Origin of the sequence: Streptomyces sp. NBC_00876 (assembly GCF_045207435.1) — a bacterium.
Classification (GTDB): Bacteria; Actinomycetota; Actinomycetes; order Streptomycetales; family Streptomycetaceae; genus Streptomyces.
In genome coordinates this window covers 5,349,755-5,367,003 of record NZ_CP108800.1, presented here as the reverse complement: position 1 = coordinate 5,367,003, position 17,249 = coordinate 5,349,755, and the positions used below count along the sequence as shown (strand labels likewise).

Sequence of the window (17,249 nt, the reverse complement as noted above, 5' to 3'; positions counted from 1 at the left end):
TCTGAGTGGGTTCCTCGCCGGCGAGGGGCCGCGAAAGCCGTACGGGGTGGCTTCGCCTCCGGCGCGTCCGGGGCGCCCTCGCTGCCGCCGGTCGCCGGCGGCTCCCGGACGCTATCGCGGACCGCGTCCGTATTGTGCACAGGTGTGCCACTGGCACAGATCGGCCACGCCCGCGGTCGGCACCCGTTGGACAATGTGGTCATGACGAACGCGAAACTCGGCGAGGCGCTCCGGCTCCTGGGCATCGGCCACGATTCGGCCCAGGTCTATCTGGCGCTGCTCGAACTGGCCCCTGCCCCGCTGAGCGCGATCGGAGCCGCGACCGGCCTGAGCGATGCGGAGCTCGCCGGGGCGTACGACGCCCTGGTCGACGCGGGCCTGGTCAGCGCCGCCGGTGCGGGCGAGGACGTGGTGGCCCCGGTGCCGCCGGCCGCGGGCCTGGAGATCCTGGCCCGGCACCGGGAGAGCGAGGTCGAGGAGTCCCGGATCGCCGTCGGGGGCGCGTTCGAGTCGTTCCGGCGCCGGCGGCTCGCCGCGTACAACGACCATCTCGTCGAGGTCGTCACCGGCGAGTCCGTGGGCCCCCGGATCCGTCAGGCGTGGGCGAGCGCCCGCGACCAGATCCGGCAGTTCGAGTCACCGCCGTACTTCCCGCTGCCCGGCGCCACGGACGACTCACTGGCCACGCTGGCCCGCGGCGTCACCCAGCGTGTCGTGTACTCACGGGAGTCCCTGGAGTACCCGGGCCACCTGAAGAACGTCATCGAACCGTGCATCCGGGCCGGCGAGCAGGCCAGGGTGGCACCGTCGGTGCCGGTCAAGCTCTTGATCATCGACGACTCGTACGCGCTCGTGTCGCTGTCGATCAAGGAGGCCGACGTGCACAACACCACGCTGGTCGTGCAGCCGTGCGGCCTGCTCTCCGCCCTCATCGCCCTGTTCGAGCAGTCCTGGCAGAACGCCCTGCCCTTCCACGGCCGCACCACCTCCCCGGGCGGCCTGCCCCCCGCCGACCGCCGCCTGCTGTGGCTCCTGGCGGGCGGCGCGGGCGACGACGTCATCGCCCGCGAACTGGACATCAGCCGCCGCACCCTGTTCCGCCGCCTCCAGATCCTGATGGCCCGGCTGGGCGCCGAGAACCGCTTCCAGATGGCGCTGCAGGCACAGCGCAACGGCTGGCTGTGACCGGCGCCGCCGCACCGACGCGGCGGTCCCCCGCACCCCGCAGGGCCTCATGAGCCCTGGAAGTACCGGGTGAAGGGCGACGTGTCGAGCGCGAGAAGGCCGCTGAACGGCTGGTTCAGCTGGTAGACGAGCACGACGGTGAAGGTGATGAGCGCCGTGAGCCCCATGACCATGGTGACGTGGGTGAGGTTCCGTTTGACGCCGAACATGAACATGAACGCCACGGTGAGGGCACCGCCGATGATCAGTCCGAGCCACAGCGTCGGGGACAGGCTGTCGAGGGCGTCGGCCTCCCGGCCCCGCCGGGCGGCGTCCAGCGTGCTGAGCTGCGCCAGCACCTCCTGCACGGTGGCCTGCTGCACGGGCGTCGCGCTGTCGGGGACCCGGTTGGCGGCGCGCACCTGGTGGAGCAGGTTCCAGCCCTCCGCGCCGAGCGGTCGCCCCGCCACCATCTCGGGGAATTCGGCGCGGACCACGTGGTGGACGTAGGCCTGCATCGTCGTCCGGACCTGCTCGGTCCGGGCCGCGGGCAGTCCGTCGGCCAGCAGATAGACCTGGTGGGCCGCGCCGGCCTCGGTCTGCACATGGTCCTGGGCGCTGGAGCGCGTCTCCCAGACCGACACCAGCGACAGTCCCAGGATCAGGGCGTAGAGCACTCCGACCATCATCGAGATGTACTCGGCCACGTCCTCGCGCGGCTCCTCGTCGGGGTCCGGGGGCCAGTAGCGGTGCCGTACGAGCACGCAGGCGGCGGCCAGCATCGCGACGCCGAGAACAACGGCGATGATCTCGGTCATCGGGGTCCGGCTCCTGTCGGCGGAAGTGGTTCACGGCGGTTCACGGCGGGTGGGCGGGGCGAAGGAGGCGGTGGGGCCGTCCGTCATCCCCGCCGGGATCCGAGGACGGCGGCGGCGATGGCGGCGGGCATCAGCACCAGGAAGAGGGAGGTGAGCAGTCCCAGTCCCGTGGGACCGCTTCCCGGACGGTAGAAGTGGCTCAGGATCGGCTGCCGCCTCACGGGCTGCGTCGGCTCGTCGGGCCGGGCGGCAATCCCCCCGGCGTCGGCACCCGTACCGGTGCCGCTGCTCGCGCCCGTGCCTGCGTCTGCGCCGGTTCCGGTGCCGGTGCTCGTGCCGGTGCCGGTGCTGCCCGTGCCGGTGCCCATGCCCGTGCTCACACCTGTACCGGTGCCGGTGCCGGCGCTCGTGCCCGTGCTCGTGCCCGTGCCGGTGCCCGTGCTGGTGCCCACACCTGTACCGGTGCTCGCACCTGCACCGGTGCCCGCGTTGGTGCCGGCTGTCGCGCCCGTACCGGTGCCCTCGCCCGTACCGCCGGCCGCGGCCGTGCCCGGTACGGCAGCCCCGGGCGGCGGCTCGGCGGCGGCCAGGAAGCCGGGGGCCGCGATGCCCGGTGGTGGCGGTGGCAGGACGAGGGCGCCCGCCGGCACCTGCGGAACAGCGGAGAGCGGAGGTACGTCAGCGGGCGGCGGTCCCGCCGGCGGACGGAGCGACGGCGGAGCGGCCGGCCTGGACGGCGTGGACGGTGGAGTCGGCGTGGACGGCGGACGGGCCGGGGGGTTCGGGCGCGGGGTGTTCGGGCGCGGGGGGTTCGGGCGCGGAGGCCGCTCCGGCGGGCCGGTGAGCGTGAACCGCCCGGACGAGCGTGCGGTCAGCCGCGGCGGCGGGACCCTGCCGCCCGTGCGGCCGAGCGTGCCGATCCGGTCGCTGCCCTCGGCGAGCCCCTTGCTGACGTACCTGCCGGGTCCACGGCGTACGAGCGCCCGGCACCGCGCGGAGCGCCCCGGCGCGATCCGCGCCACGACGGGCCGCCCGCTCCCGCAGCCGATGCCGCCCGCGGCGACGAGCGGGTCGCTGAGCCGTACGTCGTACACGGTGCGGTTGCCCCGGTTCGTCACCGCGTACCGGATGACCGCCCGCCGGCCGGTGACCGTCACGGCCTCGGAGAGCGCGAGGGCGCTGCCGACCCCCTGGTACCCCGACCGTGCCGTGGCCCTCGAGCCGGCGCGCAGATACGGGATGCGGCCCTCGGCCCGGACCTCGGCCGTCCAGGTGCCGGGCCGCGCCCTCGCCTCCGCTGTGCAACGCGTCGAACTCAGGCCGCGCAGCATGGGCACCCGGTCGCCGCCGGAGCAGCGGACCGCCACTCCCGGCAGGCCCGGATCGGTCACCCGCACGTCGTACAGGTCGGCGCCGCCCCGGTTGGTCAGCAGGTAGACCTTGACCACCGGATCACCCACCCGGATCCCCGGTCTCAGCGCACCCAGCCCCGGGCGGGAGTTCACGCTCACGCTGAGTGCCAGCCCGTGCGTGCCCGCGCCGTCGGCACGGGCCGGGGCGGGAGGGACGGCGCCCGCGACCGCGGCCAGCAGGGCCGACAGCAGCAGGGGCGCCCTGTGACGGCGGTGCCGGGTGCGGGGTTCCGCGTTCCGATGTGCTCCGATGATCACATCGGAATGCTGGTCGGGTTCGGCCCCTCACCGCACCCGCCACGCCCTCGCCCCCGCGGCGGCGAACGATAATCGCCCGAATGGCGCCGGGGCGCGTCCGGGGCACGGCCGTCAGGCCGTCAGGCCGTCGTCCTGCTGTCCGGCGTCCGGTCGTCCTGTCGTCCGGTACGGGCGCCGGCATCACTCGGCGGTGGTGAGGGCGAGTACCGCGTTCTGGCCGCCGAAGCCGAAGGAGTTGCTGATCGCCGCCCGCATGGCATGCGGACGCGGGGCCTTGGTGACGACGTCGAGGTCGATCTCCGGGTCGAGGGTGTCCAGGTTGGCCGTGGGCGGGATGAGCTGGTGCTCCAGGGACAGCACCGTGCAGGCCGCCTCGATGGCCCCGGCGCCGCCGATGGCGTGCCCGATCGCACCCTTGAGCGCGGTGACGGGTGGCGGCCGGCGGAACACCTGGCGCAGGGCGCGGTGTTCGGACTCGTCACCGCGCGGCGTGGCCGTGCCGTGGGCGTTGACGTGGTCGATGTCCTCGGGCGAGAGCCCGGCGTCGGCCAGGGCGCCGCGGATCGCTTCGGCCGCACCGTCGCCCTGGGGGTGGGGTGCGGTGAAGTGGTACGCGTCGCAGCTCGCCCCGAAACCGGCGATGTACGCCCGGGTCCGCGCGGCCCTGGCGCGGGCGTCCTCGGGGCGTTCCAGGACGAGGACGGCGGCTCCTTCACCGAGGACGAAGCCGTCGCGGTCGCGGTCGAAGGGGCGGGACGCGGCGTGCGGTGCGCCGGAGCGGCGGGAGAGCGCCCGCATCTGGGCGAAACACGCGGCGGTCATCCGCAGCCGGGCCGACTCGCTGCCTCCGGCGAGCACCACGTCGCAGGCGCCGGAGAGCAGCCAGTCCCTGGCCAGCCCGATGGCACTGGTGCCGGAGGCGCAGGCCGTGGAGACGACCATGTTGGGGCCCGTCGCGCCGAGGTCGATGGCGATCTCGGCCGCGGCCATGTTGGGCAGGCTGCGGGACAGTGCGAGGGGCGAGATCCGTTCGGGCGTCCGGTCCGCGAGCCGGTCGAACTCGGCCTGCCAGCTCTGCATGGAGCCGGTGCCGACCCCCATCACCACGCCCACCCGGGGGCCGGCCGGCCCGCCCGCCGTGAGCCCGGCGTCCGCCGCGGCCTCCCGGGCGGCGAGCAGGGCGAGCGTGGTGAAACGGTCGAGCCGCCGCGCCCGTCGGTGTCCCAGGAACTTCCCGGCGTCCAGGCCGGGGACCCGGCAGGAGAACGCGACGGGCAGCCCGTCGAGGTCGGGATCGGCGGTGGCGGCCGAACACCCCGTGCTCAGCCCCTCCCAGGTGGCCTGCGCTCCGATCCCCGCCGGGGTGACCAGTCCAAGGCCCGTGACAGCCACGGGCGCGCGCCTCATGCGTGTGCCTTCGCTCGATGCATAAAGCGTGATTATGCGCGGAATGTCACGCTTGCCGGGTCAGCGTGCGGCGGCGACCGGCGTCAGCGACTCGTCCGGCGCACACCGGACAGGCTTCCGGCCGCCCCTGCCGCGTGCTTCCGGACCGGCGGAAGCGTCCGGGTCCGGAAGCGTCGGGGTCCCGACCGGGCGGGGCCCGAGCAGCCGGGCGGACCTCACCGGGGGCTCACCCGGCCGGGTTCCGCACGCCCCGCGTCCAGCCGCTTGGCGGCGAGGCGGTCCGCGTCGGGCCAGCGCACGTCGTAGGCCCAGCCGAGCTTCTCGAACAGGGCGATCAGCCGTGCCGTGGGGTCGGCCTGGCCCTTGAGCGCTCCGTGGCGTGCGCTGATGGGGTCGGCGTGGTGAAGGTTGTGCCAGCCCTCGCCGAAAGTGAGGGCCGCCACCCATCGCACGTCCCGCGACTGGTCCCGGGACGCGTAGTGCTGGGGGCCGAAGGCGTGCGCGACGGAGTTGACCGACCAGGTGACGTGGTGGACCAGTGCGTACCGCACCAGGCTCGCCCAGAAGAAGGCGGTGGCCGTCGCCCACCAGTCCTGGGTCCAGGCCAGGGTGAGCACCGGCGGCAGCAGCAGGGAGAGGGCGGCGGTGGCCGGGTACCAGCGGTCCAGCCGGCGCACATCGGGGTCGGCGAGGAGGTCGGGCGTGTAGCGCCGGTAGTTGGAGCGCACCGGGGAGGAGGAGAACCAGCCGATCTGGGCGTGCCACAGCCCCTTGGCCAGCGCCCGCCGGCTCGTGCCGTACTTCCACGGGGAGTGCGGGTCCCCGTCACGGTCCGAATGCTGGTGGTGGCGCCGGTGTTCGGCCACCCACATGGTGACGGGGCCCTCCATCGCCATCCCGCCGGCGAGGGCGAGAGCGATCCGCAGCGGGCGCCTGGCCTTGAAGGACAGATGGGTGAAGTGGCGGTGGTATCCGGCGGAGATTCCCATGATGGAGATCGCGTACATGGCGACGCCGAGCACGACGTCGCGCCCGTGGATGCCCCAGCCCCACGCGAAGGGGACCGCCGAGACGAGGACGGCGAAGGGCAGCACCACGAGCATCAGCAGATAGCCGGTACGCAGGGGGAGGCCGACGGAAACGGTGTCGGGCAGCGGTTCACGGCGTCGGGGCGCGGCGGAGGAGGAGGACGGAGGCATGGGCGGGCTCTCGTTCGCTGGATGACGGAAGACGGAAGGCCTCTTGTACGACGGGGGTCCCCGGTCCGGCCGGGACGGACGGGCGGACGGGCGGGCGGACGGGCGGGCGGACGGACGGGCGGACGGACGGGCGGACGGGCGGGCGGGCGGACGGGCGGGCGGACGGGCGGGCGGACGGGCGGGCGGACGGGCGGGCGGGCGGGCGGGCGGAACGGCGGGCGGGCGGAACGGCACACGATGATCACTGTCACTGTGCAGGAGCCGGAGCCCTCCGGCAGCGCCGTACCGGGGCATGGCCCCCGGCGGTAACCGCCCGGATGACCCCCGCGGACGTGGGGATGGCATCGCCCCCGGGAGCATCTGCGGTGGCGCGGCCCGGCGGGCGGTCCTACAGTCCCGCCTCCCAGGACGGGGCGCCGCGCCGCCGAGGACGCTCCCGGGCGGCCGGCGCCGCGGGAAGCGCCCGGGGATCACCCGCACGCACCAACCGGCCCCCGTCCTCCCGATGTGCGCCGGGCAACCGACCGGCCAAGGATGGTGGAGTGCAACACGGGCCCGGCCTACACGGACCCGGCGGCGAAGGGACCATCCTGATGGCCGAGCACTCCCGGGCGCACGTCTCGCAGCCGGCGGACGGCCCTTCGGCCGTTCCGGCGAAGGAAGTACTGAGGCAGTGCGCGCGCGACGTCGTCGCCGTCGCCGAGGGAATCCGCGAGGTGTCCGCGCGCACGACGGCCGTTCTCCTGGACCAGGAGTTCCGCGCCTCCGCCCGCAGACATCCGCGCACCGGACTGCCCGCCCAGTGGGCCACGCTGCGCGTCCTGATGAGCAAGCGGGGCCTCGGCTCCGCCATCACCGCGGAGCACGGAGCGGGGCGCCGGCTTGGACAGGGCGGCGAGATCCTGGGCCGGGAGAGCCTGGCCGCCCTGGTCGCCGTGACCTCGCTGCGGATGCGGATCGGCGCGGTCCTGCTCGACCATCCCGAACTCGTCCGGGACGCGGGCATGCGCCGTCTCCTCGACGCGGTGACGTCCGACCGCGATCTGGCCTCGGTGCGTGCGCTGCGCTCCCTGTTCAAGGACCGCGGTGCTCAGCAGGCCCTGTCCGCGCTCGCACCGGTCACGGCCGAACTCCTGGCGATCCGGGCCCTCCTGGACGAGGACCCGATGAACGACGAGACCGGCTGGGCGCTGGCGACGGGGCGCGAGCTCACCGCCGATCCGGTGAAGGGCGTCAGCGCCTCGTACCTGTGCGAACTCGACCGGGGCGAGGGCGCGGCCGACCCCGTCGAACTCGCCGCGCACGAGCTCCCGCGCGTGAGTGTCCGGGGCTCGTTCCTGGGGTTCCTGCGCAATATCAACCTGCTGTCCACCGACGGGCGGATCCTCATCCAGGACATCCGCGGGCCGGACGGCACCGTCCGGCACGTCGTGCACGCCCCCGGTATGGCCCCGGGCCGGCCCCGCAACGACTCACCCCAGGATTTCGTGGGCGCATGGCGCAATCTGTTCATGGCCGACTCCCCGTACACCCGGTCGATCCTGCGGGCCGTCGAGCACTACGGCATTCCGCGCGGTGCGGACGTCGCGCTGATCGGGCACAGCGAGGGCGGCATCGCCGTGATGAACCTCGCCCAGAGCGAGGAGTTCTCCCGCACCTACCGGGTCACGCACGTCGTCGCGGTCGGCTCCCCGGTGGACTACAAGAAGCCCGCCGACCCACGCACCTGGGTGGCCACCCTCACCAACCAGCACGACATCGTGCCCATCCTCGACGGCAGGGCGGCCGGCACGGCCTTCGACCCCCACCCGGACTGGTACGAGGTCGACTACACCGGCCCCACCCACGAATTCCCCCTGAGCCACATGCTCGACACCTACATCAAGGACCTCGAGACGATCGTCGCCGACGCCGCCCGGGACGTCGACGAGGCACTCGCGCCGTACCGGGGCGAGGTACTGCGCACGCAGTCCTACCAGCTCAAGGACCGGGAACACCCGCCGCGGGGCTATCCGTTCCTGACCGTGCCCACCACCCCGGTGCCGACCGCCGCCGGTCCGGTCGACACCCCTGTGCGCTACTACGACTCGACCGCCGCGCACGCGTTCTTCCCGGTCGACGCCGAGGCGGCGAGGAGCCTGCTCCCCGACGTCACCTGGATGACGCCGGCCCGTCTCGGACGCCGGGCGCTGGCAGTGCTCTCGGTGTACGAGCACCGGTGCACCACCATCGGCCCGTACAGCGAGGTCGGCCTGTCGGTGGTCGTCAACGACCTCTGGCGGCCGCGGCCGTACGACCTCGCTCTCGACCTGACGCGCTCGACGGACCTGCGCCGCACCGGGCGTTACGTCGTCGGGCTGGCGGTCTCCACGGAGGAGGCCCGCGCGGTGGCCGAGGAGGTCTGGGGCCAGCCGGCGTCGGTCTCGGCGGTCGATGTCGATCTGCTGGGCCGGGACATCAGTGCCGGGGCGGCGGAGCCCGGTATCCGGCTGGTGGGCGGACTGGGCCCGGCCATCCGCTGTCCCGACGTGGACTGGGTGCTCTACGGCCGCAGGGGCGACCGGACGCTGCGCGTCCAGGTCCGCAACCACGGCAGACCCCGGCTCCACCCCGCACCGCGCGTCCGGCTGCGGGTGGACACGCACGCGCACCCGCTGGCGGAGCGGTTGCACCGGCTCGGTCTGGACTCCGCGAGGCCGCGGTCCGTACTGATCTGCCACGACTTCATGGCCCGCCGGGGAGCGGGCGCCGAACTGCCGCGCTGAACCCCGGACCGGCAGCCGGCCGTACGCCCCGACGGCCCCGTACACCCCCACGCCCCGTCCGACGGCACGGAAGAGCAGGTGACACCCATGGTGACCGAGATCCCCGGCCTGAGCGCATCCGACGCGGCCGCCCCCGGCACACTGCCCGGCCTCGCCTCCACGCTCCGGGCCGATGCCGCCAGGATGGAGGAGTACGCGCGCACCCTGCGCGCCACCGCCGCGACCCTCGACGGCCTGGACGAGGCTCCGCCATGGTGCGGCCCCGTCCTGGAACAGCAGGCGTCGGCCTGCCTGGTCGCCGCGGACCAGCTGCGCACCGCGGCGGCTGCGGCGGACACCCACGTCCGCGCCACCGGAGCCACCGCGGCGACGGGCTGAGGCCCGTACCCCGTCGACGGGGTACGGGCCTCGGCCCGTCGCCGCGGGTCACCGCCCGGTGCGGCTCCCGGCGGCCGCGAGCGAAACGGTGTACCGCCCGTCGTCCTCCGGCAGATTGCGGTGCACCAGCTGCGAGAAGCCGTGGGTCTCCCGGATGATCCGCATCCCCTCGGGCGAGAAGGTCGAGGAGCTGAACAGGCGTGGTGCCAGCAGCGGGTTGTTGAGCGCCTCGGAGAAGGCGTCGACGGAGATGACGCGTTCGAGCAGCCGGCCGAAGATGGCACCCGGCCCGGGTTCCTCGGCGAACACGCCGACGAACAGCTCGACGTCGTCCACGTCCGCGTAGGTGTCCCGCAGTCCCTCGCGGACCTGCGGATCGCCGGAGATCTGCCGCCAGTCGGTGACGCGGGGGAAACCGTAGTACGCGCGGTAGTCGTTGTACGAGGCCAGGCCGAGCTTCCGGCCCACGGCGATGCTCCCGGTCTCGATGGGAAGCAGCAGCGGATCGGTGTTGAAGAGACCGGACCGGCCCGCGGGCTGGAGGGACAGGTCCTCGAAGAGCGGCCCGAGGCCCCGGTCCAGGACGAGCTGCCCGTTGGCGACGGTCCCGGCCAGGGGTACGTCGCGGCCGCCGATCGCGTACGTGGAGGGAATCAGGCTGTGCCACCGGTAGACGAGGCTGAACTCGATGGTCGCCCAGTTCTCCCGGTGCCACACCCCTTTGTCGGTGCGGGCCGGGTCGAGGACGAAGCGGAAGTGGTACGGCGTGATGTGGTTGATGTACTCCTCCAGCATCACCCGGATCATCATCACCACCAGGGTGTTCCGGGTGGTCTGGAAGACCCGCTCGTCGTCCCAGTCCGGGTGGGCGGCGGCGATGATGCCGGCGACCCGGTTGTGCTCGCGCAGGAAGAGGACGTTCATCGCCATCGGCCCGATGTGCGCGTGGACGCGGTCGCCGCCGCAGGCGAAGAGGGTGTCGCGGAGCTCATCGGGCACTTCCTCGAACCGGACCGGTTTGAGCGCGCCGAACTCGCTCTTGATCCGGCCGCCTTCGCACAGCGCGGGCGGGAACTCGCCCCCGTTGACCGTGCGGCTCTTCAGTCTGCCGCCCTCGAAGGACCGCAGACAGGTGGTGGCCTCCTCGCCGTCGCCGTACAGCTGGGACATGTCGAGGGTGTGCGGGGAATCGGTCCTGCACGGGTCGCCGGTGGCTCCGTGGCCGCGCAGGAAGCCGTCGGTGAACCACTGGGCGAAGGCGGGCAGCAGCGCACTGGAACGCTCGCAGGTGCGGGTGGGGCCGCTGCGCCGGAACAGTTCGGTGACCGTCTCCAGGCCCGGCCGGCCGGGGTGCGGGCCGGAGACCGGGGGGAGGTGGCGTCCGACGTAGGAACGGTCGGTCAGCGACGGCCAGGAGGTGTACGGGGCTTTGGTGCTCAGCGGGTTGGGGCGGGTCGGGGCCTTGAGCACGGCCAGGTCGGTGAGGGTGGAGTTCACCCGGCGGTGCAGGGAGCGGTTGCCGTGCACCGAGCGCCACATCGGACCGTAGTGGGTCAGCAGGTGCGACTCGAAGCGGTTGCGCCAGCCGTCCTTGGACGGGTCCCGGACGGTGGTCCGCTCTTCGGGCCGGCGGGAGGCGGTGGTGGTCATGGGTCTCCTCCGGAGGGGGGCGGACGGATGGCCGCGGGTGCGGGCGGGCCGGATCAGCGTTCGCCGGAGTCCGGACCGGCCGCCACCGCGTAGTGCTGCGGGTAGGGCGTACCGGCGTAGTCCATCGCCTGTTCGGCTCCGGCGGGCGGCCGGACGCCGGGGCGCAGCAGCACCCGCCGCACCAGCTCGGGCACGATCACGGACGCCGCGTACTTGCCCACGCACTCGTGGGCGCCGTACCCGAGGACGAGGTTGTGCGAAGGCGGCCGTCCCGTGCGGAACTCGGCGGGCGCCTCGATCACGTCCTCGTCGAACATCGCCGAGTACATCCAGGCCACGACGGGGGTTCCCGCGGGAATCCTGGTCTGCCGCGGTGTTCCCGCCGCGAGGACGTGCTCACGTACGCACAGCCGGGGGGTGGCCGGCACGAACGGGTGGAAGCGCAGTGCCTCCCAGACGTACGCGTCGAAGCGTGCGGGGTCGGGGTCGGCCGCGGCCCGCTCGGCCTCGGCCAGTACCTCGGGCCGGAGCGCCAGTTCCTTGAGCGCGGTGGCCGCGCACTGGGTGGCGTTCTGCTGGTACCCGGTGAGATAGCCGACCAGGTTGGCGTTGATCCGCTCGTCGTCGAAGCCGAACTCGTCGGGCAGCCGGGTGCGCAGCATCCGTCCGAGGACGTCGTCGGGGCCGTCCGTCCGTCCCGTTCCGTCCGTCCCGTCCGGGCGGCCGGACTCGGCCCGGCGCCGGGCGATGAGGGCGGCCACCAGGTCGTGCATCTCCTTGCCCGCGGCGGTCCCGGCCGCGTGGACGTCCGGGTCCCGGCCCTGGTTGGCCGCGAACGCCCACTGCATCAGGCGCGAGTCGGTGTGCAGCGTCTCCTCGGGGATGCCCGTGAAGCCCAGGTACTCGACGGCGACCCGGGCCGCCGCCAGGCAGGCGTAGTCCTGGATCAGGTCGAACGTGGCGCTCCCGCGCTCCGCGGCACCCGCCACGGCCGCGTCGAGAGCGGCGTCGGCGAGCGAGGCGGTGAGGGCGCGCACCCGGGGCGCGTCCTCGGGAGCCAGGACCAGCTGCCCGTACCCGCGCTCGCGCCAGTGCACGTCGGCGCCGTCCCGGGCGAGGATGAACGGGGCCCCCAGCACCTCTTCGAGGACGGGCCCGAAGACGCCGGCCGTGAAGGTCTCCGGGGCGGACAGCACCTCCAGTACGTCGGGATGCCGGGTGACGAAGACGCCGAGCGGGGTGGGGAACACGGGGCGGGCCGCACGCAGTTCCCTGAAGAGCCCGGCCCGGTCGGTGGCCGTCGCCCGGCGGAGCAGCCCGATCCGTCGCGGTGCGTCGGTCTCGGGGACCGCGTCGTACGCGGCGAGGAAGTCCATGGTGATGACCGCCTGAGGTGGGGGGATGCCGGAAGCGTGCGCGAGCCGCCGCACGGACGGCGCGACGCCGGACGGCTCGCCCGGCCGCGCACCCGATCATTCAGACACGCGCCCGGGGCGGCCGCATGCCGGCGGCGCATCCGGGTGTTCCGGCCCGCCGGGAACAGCGGTCCCCCGGGAACCCTCGCCCTCTCAGCCGGTCGCGCCCAGGACCACCAGCAGCACCGCACCCACCACGGCCGGCGCGATGATCTCGTAGGCCCAGCGCACCGACGCGGTGGTGCCGCCCGCCACGGGCTTGTCGCCTGCGCGTTCGGCCAGTTCGCGCAGGTCCACCACGGTCTGGTCCGCGGGTGCCACGCGTGCCTTCTTGTCGCGCACGTCGGCGGTCACGGCGGTCCTGCGGTACGGGTCGTCCATCGACTGGCGGGACTGCTGCCGGGCGACCTTCTTGCGCTGCCGCAGCGACACCGGCACCGCCCAGAGCTGGTACTTCGTACCGTCCTGGGTGAACAGCTCGCTCGAGTACCCGGCCCGCACGTCGGCGACGTCGGTCCACGGCAGCGTGATCGTCCGGAACGGGTTGCGGATCCGGATGCGCTCGTCGCTGGCGGACACCACGGGGCGCAGGGTGAAGGCGATCACCAGCGGCACCACGGCCAGCAGCCCGGCCAGCGCCAGCCACGGCACCCGGCCCTCGCCCCGGATCGCGGCGTCGCCGGCGATCCAGCAGATGAGCAGGAGCAGCAGGGCGCCCCCGACCAGCCCGGCGGGCGACCGGAAGGTCCGGTCGGCGTAGGTGTGCTCGGAGGGGGGCGTGGGGCTCGTCATGAGCCCGATTCTGCCTGACGGACGCGGCGGACGCGGGGGCGGCCGCCCGGACACGCGTACGGAGGGCGGCGGGGCCGGTTCCGGGCGCAGGCGCGCCCCGCTCGCGCCGCGCCGCGCGATGCGCGCCGGACCTGGGCCCCTGTACAGGCCGCTACGCGCGTAGATATGCTCCCCTGGTGACCATGCCCACCACTGCACCTGCATTCGCCGACGCGACGGCGTCCGACAGTGCGCTGCGCCGCTTCCTGCACGGGCTGCCCGGCGTCGACGCCGTCGGCCTCGAAGCGCGCGCCGCCTCGCTCGGAACCCGTTCGATCAAGACGACGGCCAAGGCGTACGCCATCGACCTCGCCATTTCGATGATCGACCTGACGACGCTGGAAGGCGCGGACACCCCGGGCAAGGTCCGGGCTCTCGCCGCCAAGGCCGTTCATCCCGATCCCACCGACCGCACGGCCCCGCGCACCGCGGCGGTCTGCGTCTACCCCGACATGGCGGCGACCGCGGTCGCCGCGCTGGCCGGCTCAGGTGTGAAGGTGGCGTCCGTCGCGACGGCCTTCCCCGCCGGGCGCGCCGCACTCGACGTGAAGCTCGCGGACGTCCGCGACGCCGTGGCCGCCGGGGCCGACGAGATCGACATGGTGATCGACCGGGGCGCGTTCCTCTCCGGCCGCTATCTGAAGGTGTACGAGGAGATCCTGGCCGTGAAGGCCGAGTGCGGCTCCGCACGCCTGAAGGTGATCTTCGAGACCGGCGAGCTGTCCACGTACGACAACATCCGGCGGGCCTCCTGGCTCGGGATGCTGGCCGGCGCCGACTTCATCAAGACCTCGACCGGCAAGGTCGCGGTCAACGCCACACCCGCGAACACCCTGCTGATGCTGGAGGCGGTGCGCGACTTCCGTGCGCAGACCGGCGTCCAGATCGGCGTGAAGCCGGCCGGCGGCATCCGCACCTCCAAGGACGCGATCAAGTTCCTGGTCCTGGTCAACGAGACGGCGGGCGAGGACTGGCTGGACAACCACTGGTTCCGCTTCGGCGCCTCCAGCCTGCTGAACGACCTGCTGATGCAGCGCCAGAAGCTCAGCACCGGCCGTTACTCCGGCCCCGATTACGTGACGGTGGACTGATTCCCATGGCATCTGCATTCGAGTACGCACCGGCGCCGGAATCCCGTTCCGTCGTCGACATCGCCCCCTCGTACGGCCTGTTCATCGACGGTGAGTTCACCGACGCCGCCGACGGCCAGGTCTTCAAGACGGTCAGCCCGTCGTCCGAGGAAGTCCTCTCCGAGGTCGCGCGGGCAGGCTCCGCGGACGTGGACCGGGCCGTGAAGGCGGCCCGCCGGGCGTTCGAGAAGTGGTCGGCGCTGCCCGGCTCCGAGCGCGCGAAGTACCTGTTCCGGATCGCCCGGATCATCCAGGAGCGCTCCCGCGAGCTCGCCGTCCTGGAGACCCTGGACAACGGAAAGCCGATCAAGGAGACGCGCGACGCGGACCTCCCGCTGGTGGCGGCGCACTTCTTCTACTACGCGGGCTGGGCCGACAAGCTGGACCACGCGGGCTACGGCGCGAACCCGCGCCCGCTCGGCGTGGCCGGCCAGATCATCCCGTGGAACTTCCCGCTCCTGATGCTCGCGTGGAAGATCGCCCCGGCGCTGGCCACCGGCAACACGGTGGTGCTCAAGCCCGCCGAGACGACCCCGCTCTCCGCGCTCTTCTTCGCGGACATCTGCCGCCAGGCGGGCCTGCCCAGGGGCGTCGTCAACATCCTGACGGGATACGGGGACGCGGGCTCGGCCCTCGTCGAACACCCGGACGTCAACAAGATCGCCTTCACCGGATCGACCGCCGTCGGCAAGGCCATCGCGCGCCAGATCGCCGGCACGGGCAAGAAGGCCACCCTGGAGCTGGGCGGCAAGGGCGCCAACATCGTCTTCGACGACGCCCCGATCGACCAGGCCGTCGAGGGCATCGTCACCGGCATCTTCTTCAACCAGGGCCAGGTCTGCTGCGCGGGTTCTCGTCTCCTCGTGCAGGAGTCGGTCGAGGAGGAGCTGCTGGACTCCCTCAAGCGCCGGCTGTCCACGCTGCGCCTCGGCGACCCGCTGGACAAGAACACCGACATCGGCGCGATCAACTCCGCGGAGCAGCTCTCCCGGATCACCGCGCTCGTCGAGACCGGTGAGGCGGAGGGCGCGGACCGCTGGTCGGCCCCGTGCGAACTCCCCTCCGCCGGCTACTGGTTCGCACCGACGCTGTTCACCGGCGTCACCCAGGCGCACACCGTCGCCCGCGACGAGATCTTCGGCCCGGTGCTGTCGGTGCTGTCGTTCCGTACGCCGGACGAGGCGGTCGCCAAGGCCAACAACAGCCAGTACGGCCTCTCGGCCGGCATCTGGACGGAGAAGGGCTCCCGCATCCTCGCGGTGGCGAACAAGCTCCGGGCGGGCGTCGTCTGGGCCAACACGTTCAACAAGTTCGACCCGACCTCGCCGTTCGGCGGTTACAAGGAGTCGGGCTTCGGCCGCGAAGGCGGCCGTCACGGCCTGGAGGCGTACCTCGATGTCTGAGCGCAGTGACCGACTGAGCGTCTTCAAGACCTACAAGCTGTACGTAGGGGGCAAGTTCCCCCGCTCCGAGAGCGGCCGGGTGTACGAGGTGACGGACTCCAAGGGCAAGTGGCTGGCGAACGCGCCCCACTCCTCCCGCAAGGACGCGCGTGACGCCGTCGTGGCCGCCCGCAAGGCGTTCGGCGGCTGGTCGGGCGCGACCGCGTACAACCGCGGCCAGATCCTCTACCGCGTCGCCGAGATGCTGGAGGGCCGCCGGGAGCAGTTCGTCCGGGAGGTGGCGGAGGCCGAGGGGCTGTCGAAGTCCAAGGCCGCGGCCGTCGTCGACGCGGCGGTCGACCGCTGGGTCTGGTACGCGGGCTGGACCGACAAGATCGCCCAGGTCGTGGGCGGCGCGAACCCGGTCGCGGGGCCGTTCTTCAACCTGTCCACCCCCGAGCCCACCGGGGTGGTGACGGTCCTGGCCCCGCAGGAGTCGTCGTTCCTGGGCCTGGTCTCGGTGGTCGCCCCGGTGATCGCGACCGGCAACACCGTGGTCGTCATCGCCTCGGCCGACGCCCCGCTGCCCGCGCTGTCGCTGGGCGAGGTGCTGGCCACCTCGGACCTGCCGGGCGGTGTGGTCAACATCCTGTCGGGAAGGACGGCGGAGATCGCCACGCCGCTCGCCTCCCACCAGGACGTGAACGGCATCGACCTCACGGGGGCCGACGCGGATCTCTCCAGGGAGCTGGAGATCGCCGCGGCCGACAACCTCAAGCGCGTCCTGCGTCCACAGGCTGTGGACGGCGCCGCTTCCGGTGACGGCGTCGACTGGTCGGCCGATCCGGGGACCCGCCGGCTGACGGCGTTCCTGGAGACCAAGACGGTCTGGCACCCGACGGGTGCGCTGGGCGTGTCGGGCTCCTCGTACTGACGCGCACACAGCGGCGGCCCGCGCCCCGGAATCCCGGGCGCGGGCCGCTTCCGTGTCAGCCGTGCAGCAGCCCGGCGACCTGGCCCACCACGGGCAGGTCCTTCAGAGCGCCGCCGCTGGTCACCGGGTCGGTGAGGGCGGCGGTGGAGACCGGCTTGAAGTCGGCGATCTGGGTCCCCACCGCGTTGTCCAGCGGGTCCACGCCCGTGCCGGCCAGCGGGTCGAGCCGCAGATGCGTCACGGGGGCGAGACCGCTGTCGAGCGAGTGGCCGAGCGCCCCCGCCGCGCCGGAGACGGCGGCGTCGCCGGCCTCGCCGATGCTGCTGTCGGCGCCCGCCGCAGGCGCCAGGGGCAGCGGTGCGGCCTGAGCCACCGCACCCCCCGCGCCGAGCGCGGCACCGACCGCGGTGACGGTCAGGCCTGCCCGCAGCAGAGCGCGGCGACGGGACTTGGAAAGTGCGTGACGTGCCATGGATTTCCCACCTGATCGAGCCGGTCGAACCGTC

The 17,249-nt window shown here is 73.3% G+C and carries 14 protein-coding genes; 6 read left to right on the top strand and 8 right to left on the bottom strand.

The features are described from left to right. Nucleotides 1-201 precede the first annotated feature (201 nt). Entirely contained in the window at nt 202-1,185 is a 984-nt protein-coding gene (locus tag OG782_RS23695) for a LuxR family transcriptional regulator (protein WP_406454070.1), read from the top strand. Between the two features lie 47 nt (nt 1,186-1,232). Here the strand turns inward: OG782_RS23695 and OG782_RS23690 are convergent, their stop codons facing one another. The 4 genes from OG782_RS23690 to OG782_RS23675 all read right to left on the bottom strand — a co-directional run bounded on the left by OG782_RS23690 (nt 1,233) and on the right by OG782_RS23675 (nt 6,258). Beyond that, entirely contained in the window at nt 1,233-1,982 is a 750-nt protein-coding gene (locus OG782_RS23690; RefSeq protein ID WP_406454068.1) for a DUF4239 domain-containing protein, read from the bottom strand. Between the two features lie 83 nt (nt 1,983-2,065). Continuing rightward, the gene (locus OG782_RS23685) at nt 2,066-3,652 is read right to left on the bottom strand and encodes a hypothetical protein (RefSeq protein ID WP_406454066.1); all 1,587 of its coding nucleotides are present in this window, start codon (nt 3,650-3,652) and stop codon (nt 2,066-2,068) included. Between the two features lie 180 nt (nt 3,653-3,832). Beyond that, entirely contained in the window at nt 3,833-5,059 is a 1,227-nt protein-coding gene (locus OG782_RS23680; protein WP_406454064.1) for a beta-ketoacyl-[acyl-carrier-protein] synthase family protein, read from the bottom strand. 215 nt (nt 5,060-5,274) lie between these two features. Continuing rightward, entirely contained in the window at nt 5,275-6,258 is a 984-nt protein-coding gene (locus OG782_RS23675; RefSeq protein ID WP_406454062.1) for an acyl-CoA desaturase, read from the bottom strand. A gap of 593 nt (nt 6,259-6,851) precedes the next feature. Between OG782_RS23675 and OG782_RS23670 the strand changes: the two genes are divergently transcribed. Beyond that, a complete protein-coding gene (locus tag OG782_RS23670; RefSeq protein ID WP_406454060.1) occupies nt 6,852-9,023 on the top strand; it encodes an acetoacetate decarboxylase family protein in 2,172 nt (723 codons plus the stop codon). An 87-nt stretch (nt 9,024-9,110) separates the two neighbouring features. After that, the gene (locus OG782_RS23665) at nt 9,111-9,401 is read left to right on the top strand and encodes a hypothetical protein (RefSeq protein ID WP_406454058.1); all 291 of its coding nucleotides are present in this window, start codon (nt 9,111-9,113) and stop codon (nt 9,399-9,401) included. Between the two features lie 48 nt (nt 9,402-9,449). Here the strand turns inward: OG782_RS23665 and OG782_RS23660 are convergent, their stop codons facing one another. From OG782_RS23660 to OG782_RS23650, 3 genes are all read right to left on the bottom strand, one after another. Beyond that, nucleotides 9,450-11,051 carry a peroxidase family protein gene (locus tag OG782_RS23660; RefSeq protein WP_406454056.1) on the bottom strand — a complete coding sequence of 534 codons (1,602 nt, stop codon included), beginning with the start codon at nt 11,049-11,051 and terminating at the stop codon, nt 9,450-9,452. 53 nt (nt 11,052-11,104) lie between these two features. Beyond that, nucleotides 11,105-12,427 carry a cytochrome P450 gene (locus OG782_RS23655; RefSeq protein WP_406454054.1) on the bottom strand — a complete coding sequence of 441 codons (1,323 nt, stop codon included), beginning with the start codon at nt 12,425-12,427 and terminating at the stop codon, nt 11,105-11,107. Nucleotides 12,428-12,619: 192 nt separating this feature from the next. After that, nucleotides 12,620-13,258 carry a PH domain-containing protein gene (locus OG782_RS23650; protein WP_406454052.1) on the bottom strand — a complete coding sequence of 213 codons (639 nt, stop codon included), beginning with the start codon at nt 13,256-13,258 and terminating at the stop codon, nt 12,620-12,622. Nucleotides 13,259-13,440: 182 nt separating this feature from the next. Between OG782_RS23650 and deoC the strand changes: the two genes are divergently transcribed. Genes deoC through OG782_RS23635 form a run of 3 tightly spaced genes read left to right on the top strand, consistent with a single transcriptional unit; the run spans nt 13,441 to nt 16,743 of the window. Further along, nucleotides 13,441-14,388: a deoxyribose-phosphate aldolase gene (gene deoC, locus OG782_RS23645; protein ID WP_406454050.1), complete on the top strand. Its 948-nt coding sequence runs from the start codon at nt 13,441-13,443 to the stop codon at nt 14,386-14,388. Nucleotides 14,389-14,393: 5 nt separating this feature from the next. Then, complete coding sequence (locus OG782_RS23640) at nt 14,394-15,830, top strand: aldehyde dehydrogenase family protein (protein WP_406454048.1); 1,437 nt, start codon at nt 14,394-14,396, stop codon at nt 15,828-15,830. Further along, nucleotides 15,823-16,743, top strand: coding sequence for an aldehyde dehydrogenase family protein (locus OG782_RS23635; protein WP_406454046.1), 921 nt, complete (start codon nt 15,823-15,825; stop codon nt 16,741-16,743). Before OG782_RS23640 ends, OG782_RS23635 begins: the two co-directional genes overlap by 8 nt. Before the next feature lie 55 nt (nt 16,744-16,798). On the opposite strand, the gene OG782_RS23630 is transcribed toward OG782_RS23635, so the two are convergent. After that, nucleotides 16,799-17,215 carry a hypothetical protein gene (locus OG782_RS23630; protein ID WP_406454044.1) on the bottom strand — a complete coding sequence of 139 codons (417 nt, stop codon included), beginning with the start codon at nt 17,213-17,215 and terminating at the stop codon, nt 16,799-16,801. Nucleotides 17,216-17,249 lie beyond the last annotated feature (34 nt).

Excerpts from the sequence above, each read along its gene's own strand:
- OG782_RS23695 (WP_406454070.1), top strand. The coding sequence starts at position 202 with ATGACGAACGCGAAACTCGGCGAGGCGCTCCGGCTCCTGGGCATCGGC.
- OG782_RS23690 (WP_406454068.1), bottom strand. The coding sequence starts at position 1,982 with ATGACCGAGATCATCGCCGTTGTTCTCGGCGTCGCGATGCTGGCCGCC.
- OG782_RS23680 (WP_406454064.1), bottom strand. The coding sequence starts at position 5,059 with ATGAGGCGCGCGCCCGTGGCTGTCACGGGCCTTGGACTGGTCACCCCG.
- OG782_RS23675 (WP_406454062.1), bottom strand. The coding sequence starts at position 6,258 with ATGCCTCCGTCCTCCTCCTCCGCCGCGCCCCGACGCCGTGAACCGCTG.
- OG782_RS23670 (WP_406454060.1), top strand. The coding sequence starts at position 6,852 with ATGGCCGAGCACTCCCGGGCGCACGTCTCGCAGCCGGCGGACGGCCCT.
- OG782_RS23665 (WP_406454058.1), top strand. The coding sequence starts at position 9,111 with ATGGTGACCGAGATCCCCGGCCTGAGCGCATCCGACGCGGCCGCCCCC.
- OG782_RS23660 (WP_406454056.1), bottom strand. The coding sequence starts at position 11,051 with ATGACCACCACCGCCTCCCGCCGGCCCGAAGAGCGGACCACCGTCCGG.
- OG782_RS23655 (WP_406454054.1), bottom strand. The coding sequence starts at position 12,427 with ATGGACTTCCTCGCCGCGTACGACGCGGTCCCCGAGACCGACGCACCG.
- OG782_RS23650 (WP_406454052.1), bottom strand. The coding sequence starts at position 13,258 with ATGACGAGCCCCACGCCCCCCTCCGAGCACACCTACGCCGACCGGACC.
- deoC (WP_406454050.1), top strand. The coding sequence starts at position 13,441 with ATGCCCACCACTGCACCTGCATTCGCCGACGCGACGGCGTCCGACAGT.
- OG782_RS23640 (WP_406454048.1), top strand. The coding sequence starts at position 14,394 with ATGGCATCTGCATTCGAGTACGCACCGGCGCCGGAATCCCGTTCCGTC.
- OG782_RS23635 (WP_406454046.1), top strand. The coding sequence starts at position 15,823 with ATGTCTGAGCGCAGTGACCGACTGAGCGTCTTCAAGACCTACAAGCTG.
- OG782_RS23630 (WP_406454044.1), bottom strand. The coding sequence starts at position 17,215 with ATGGCACGTCACGCACTTTCCAAGTCCCGTCGCCGCGCTCTGCTGCGG.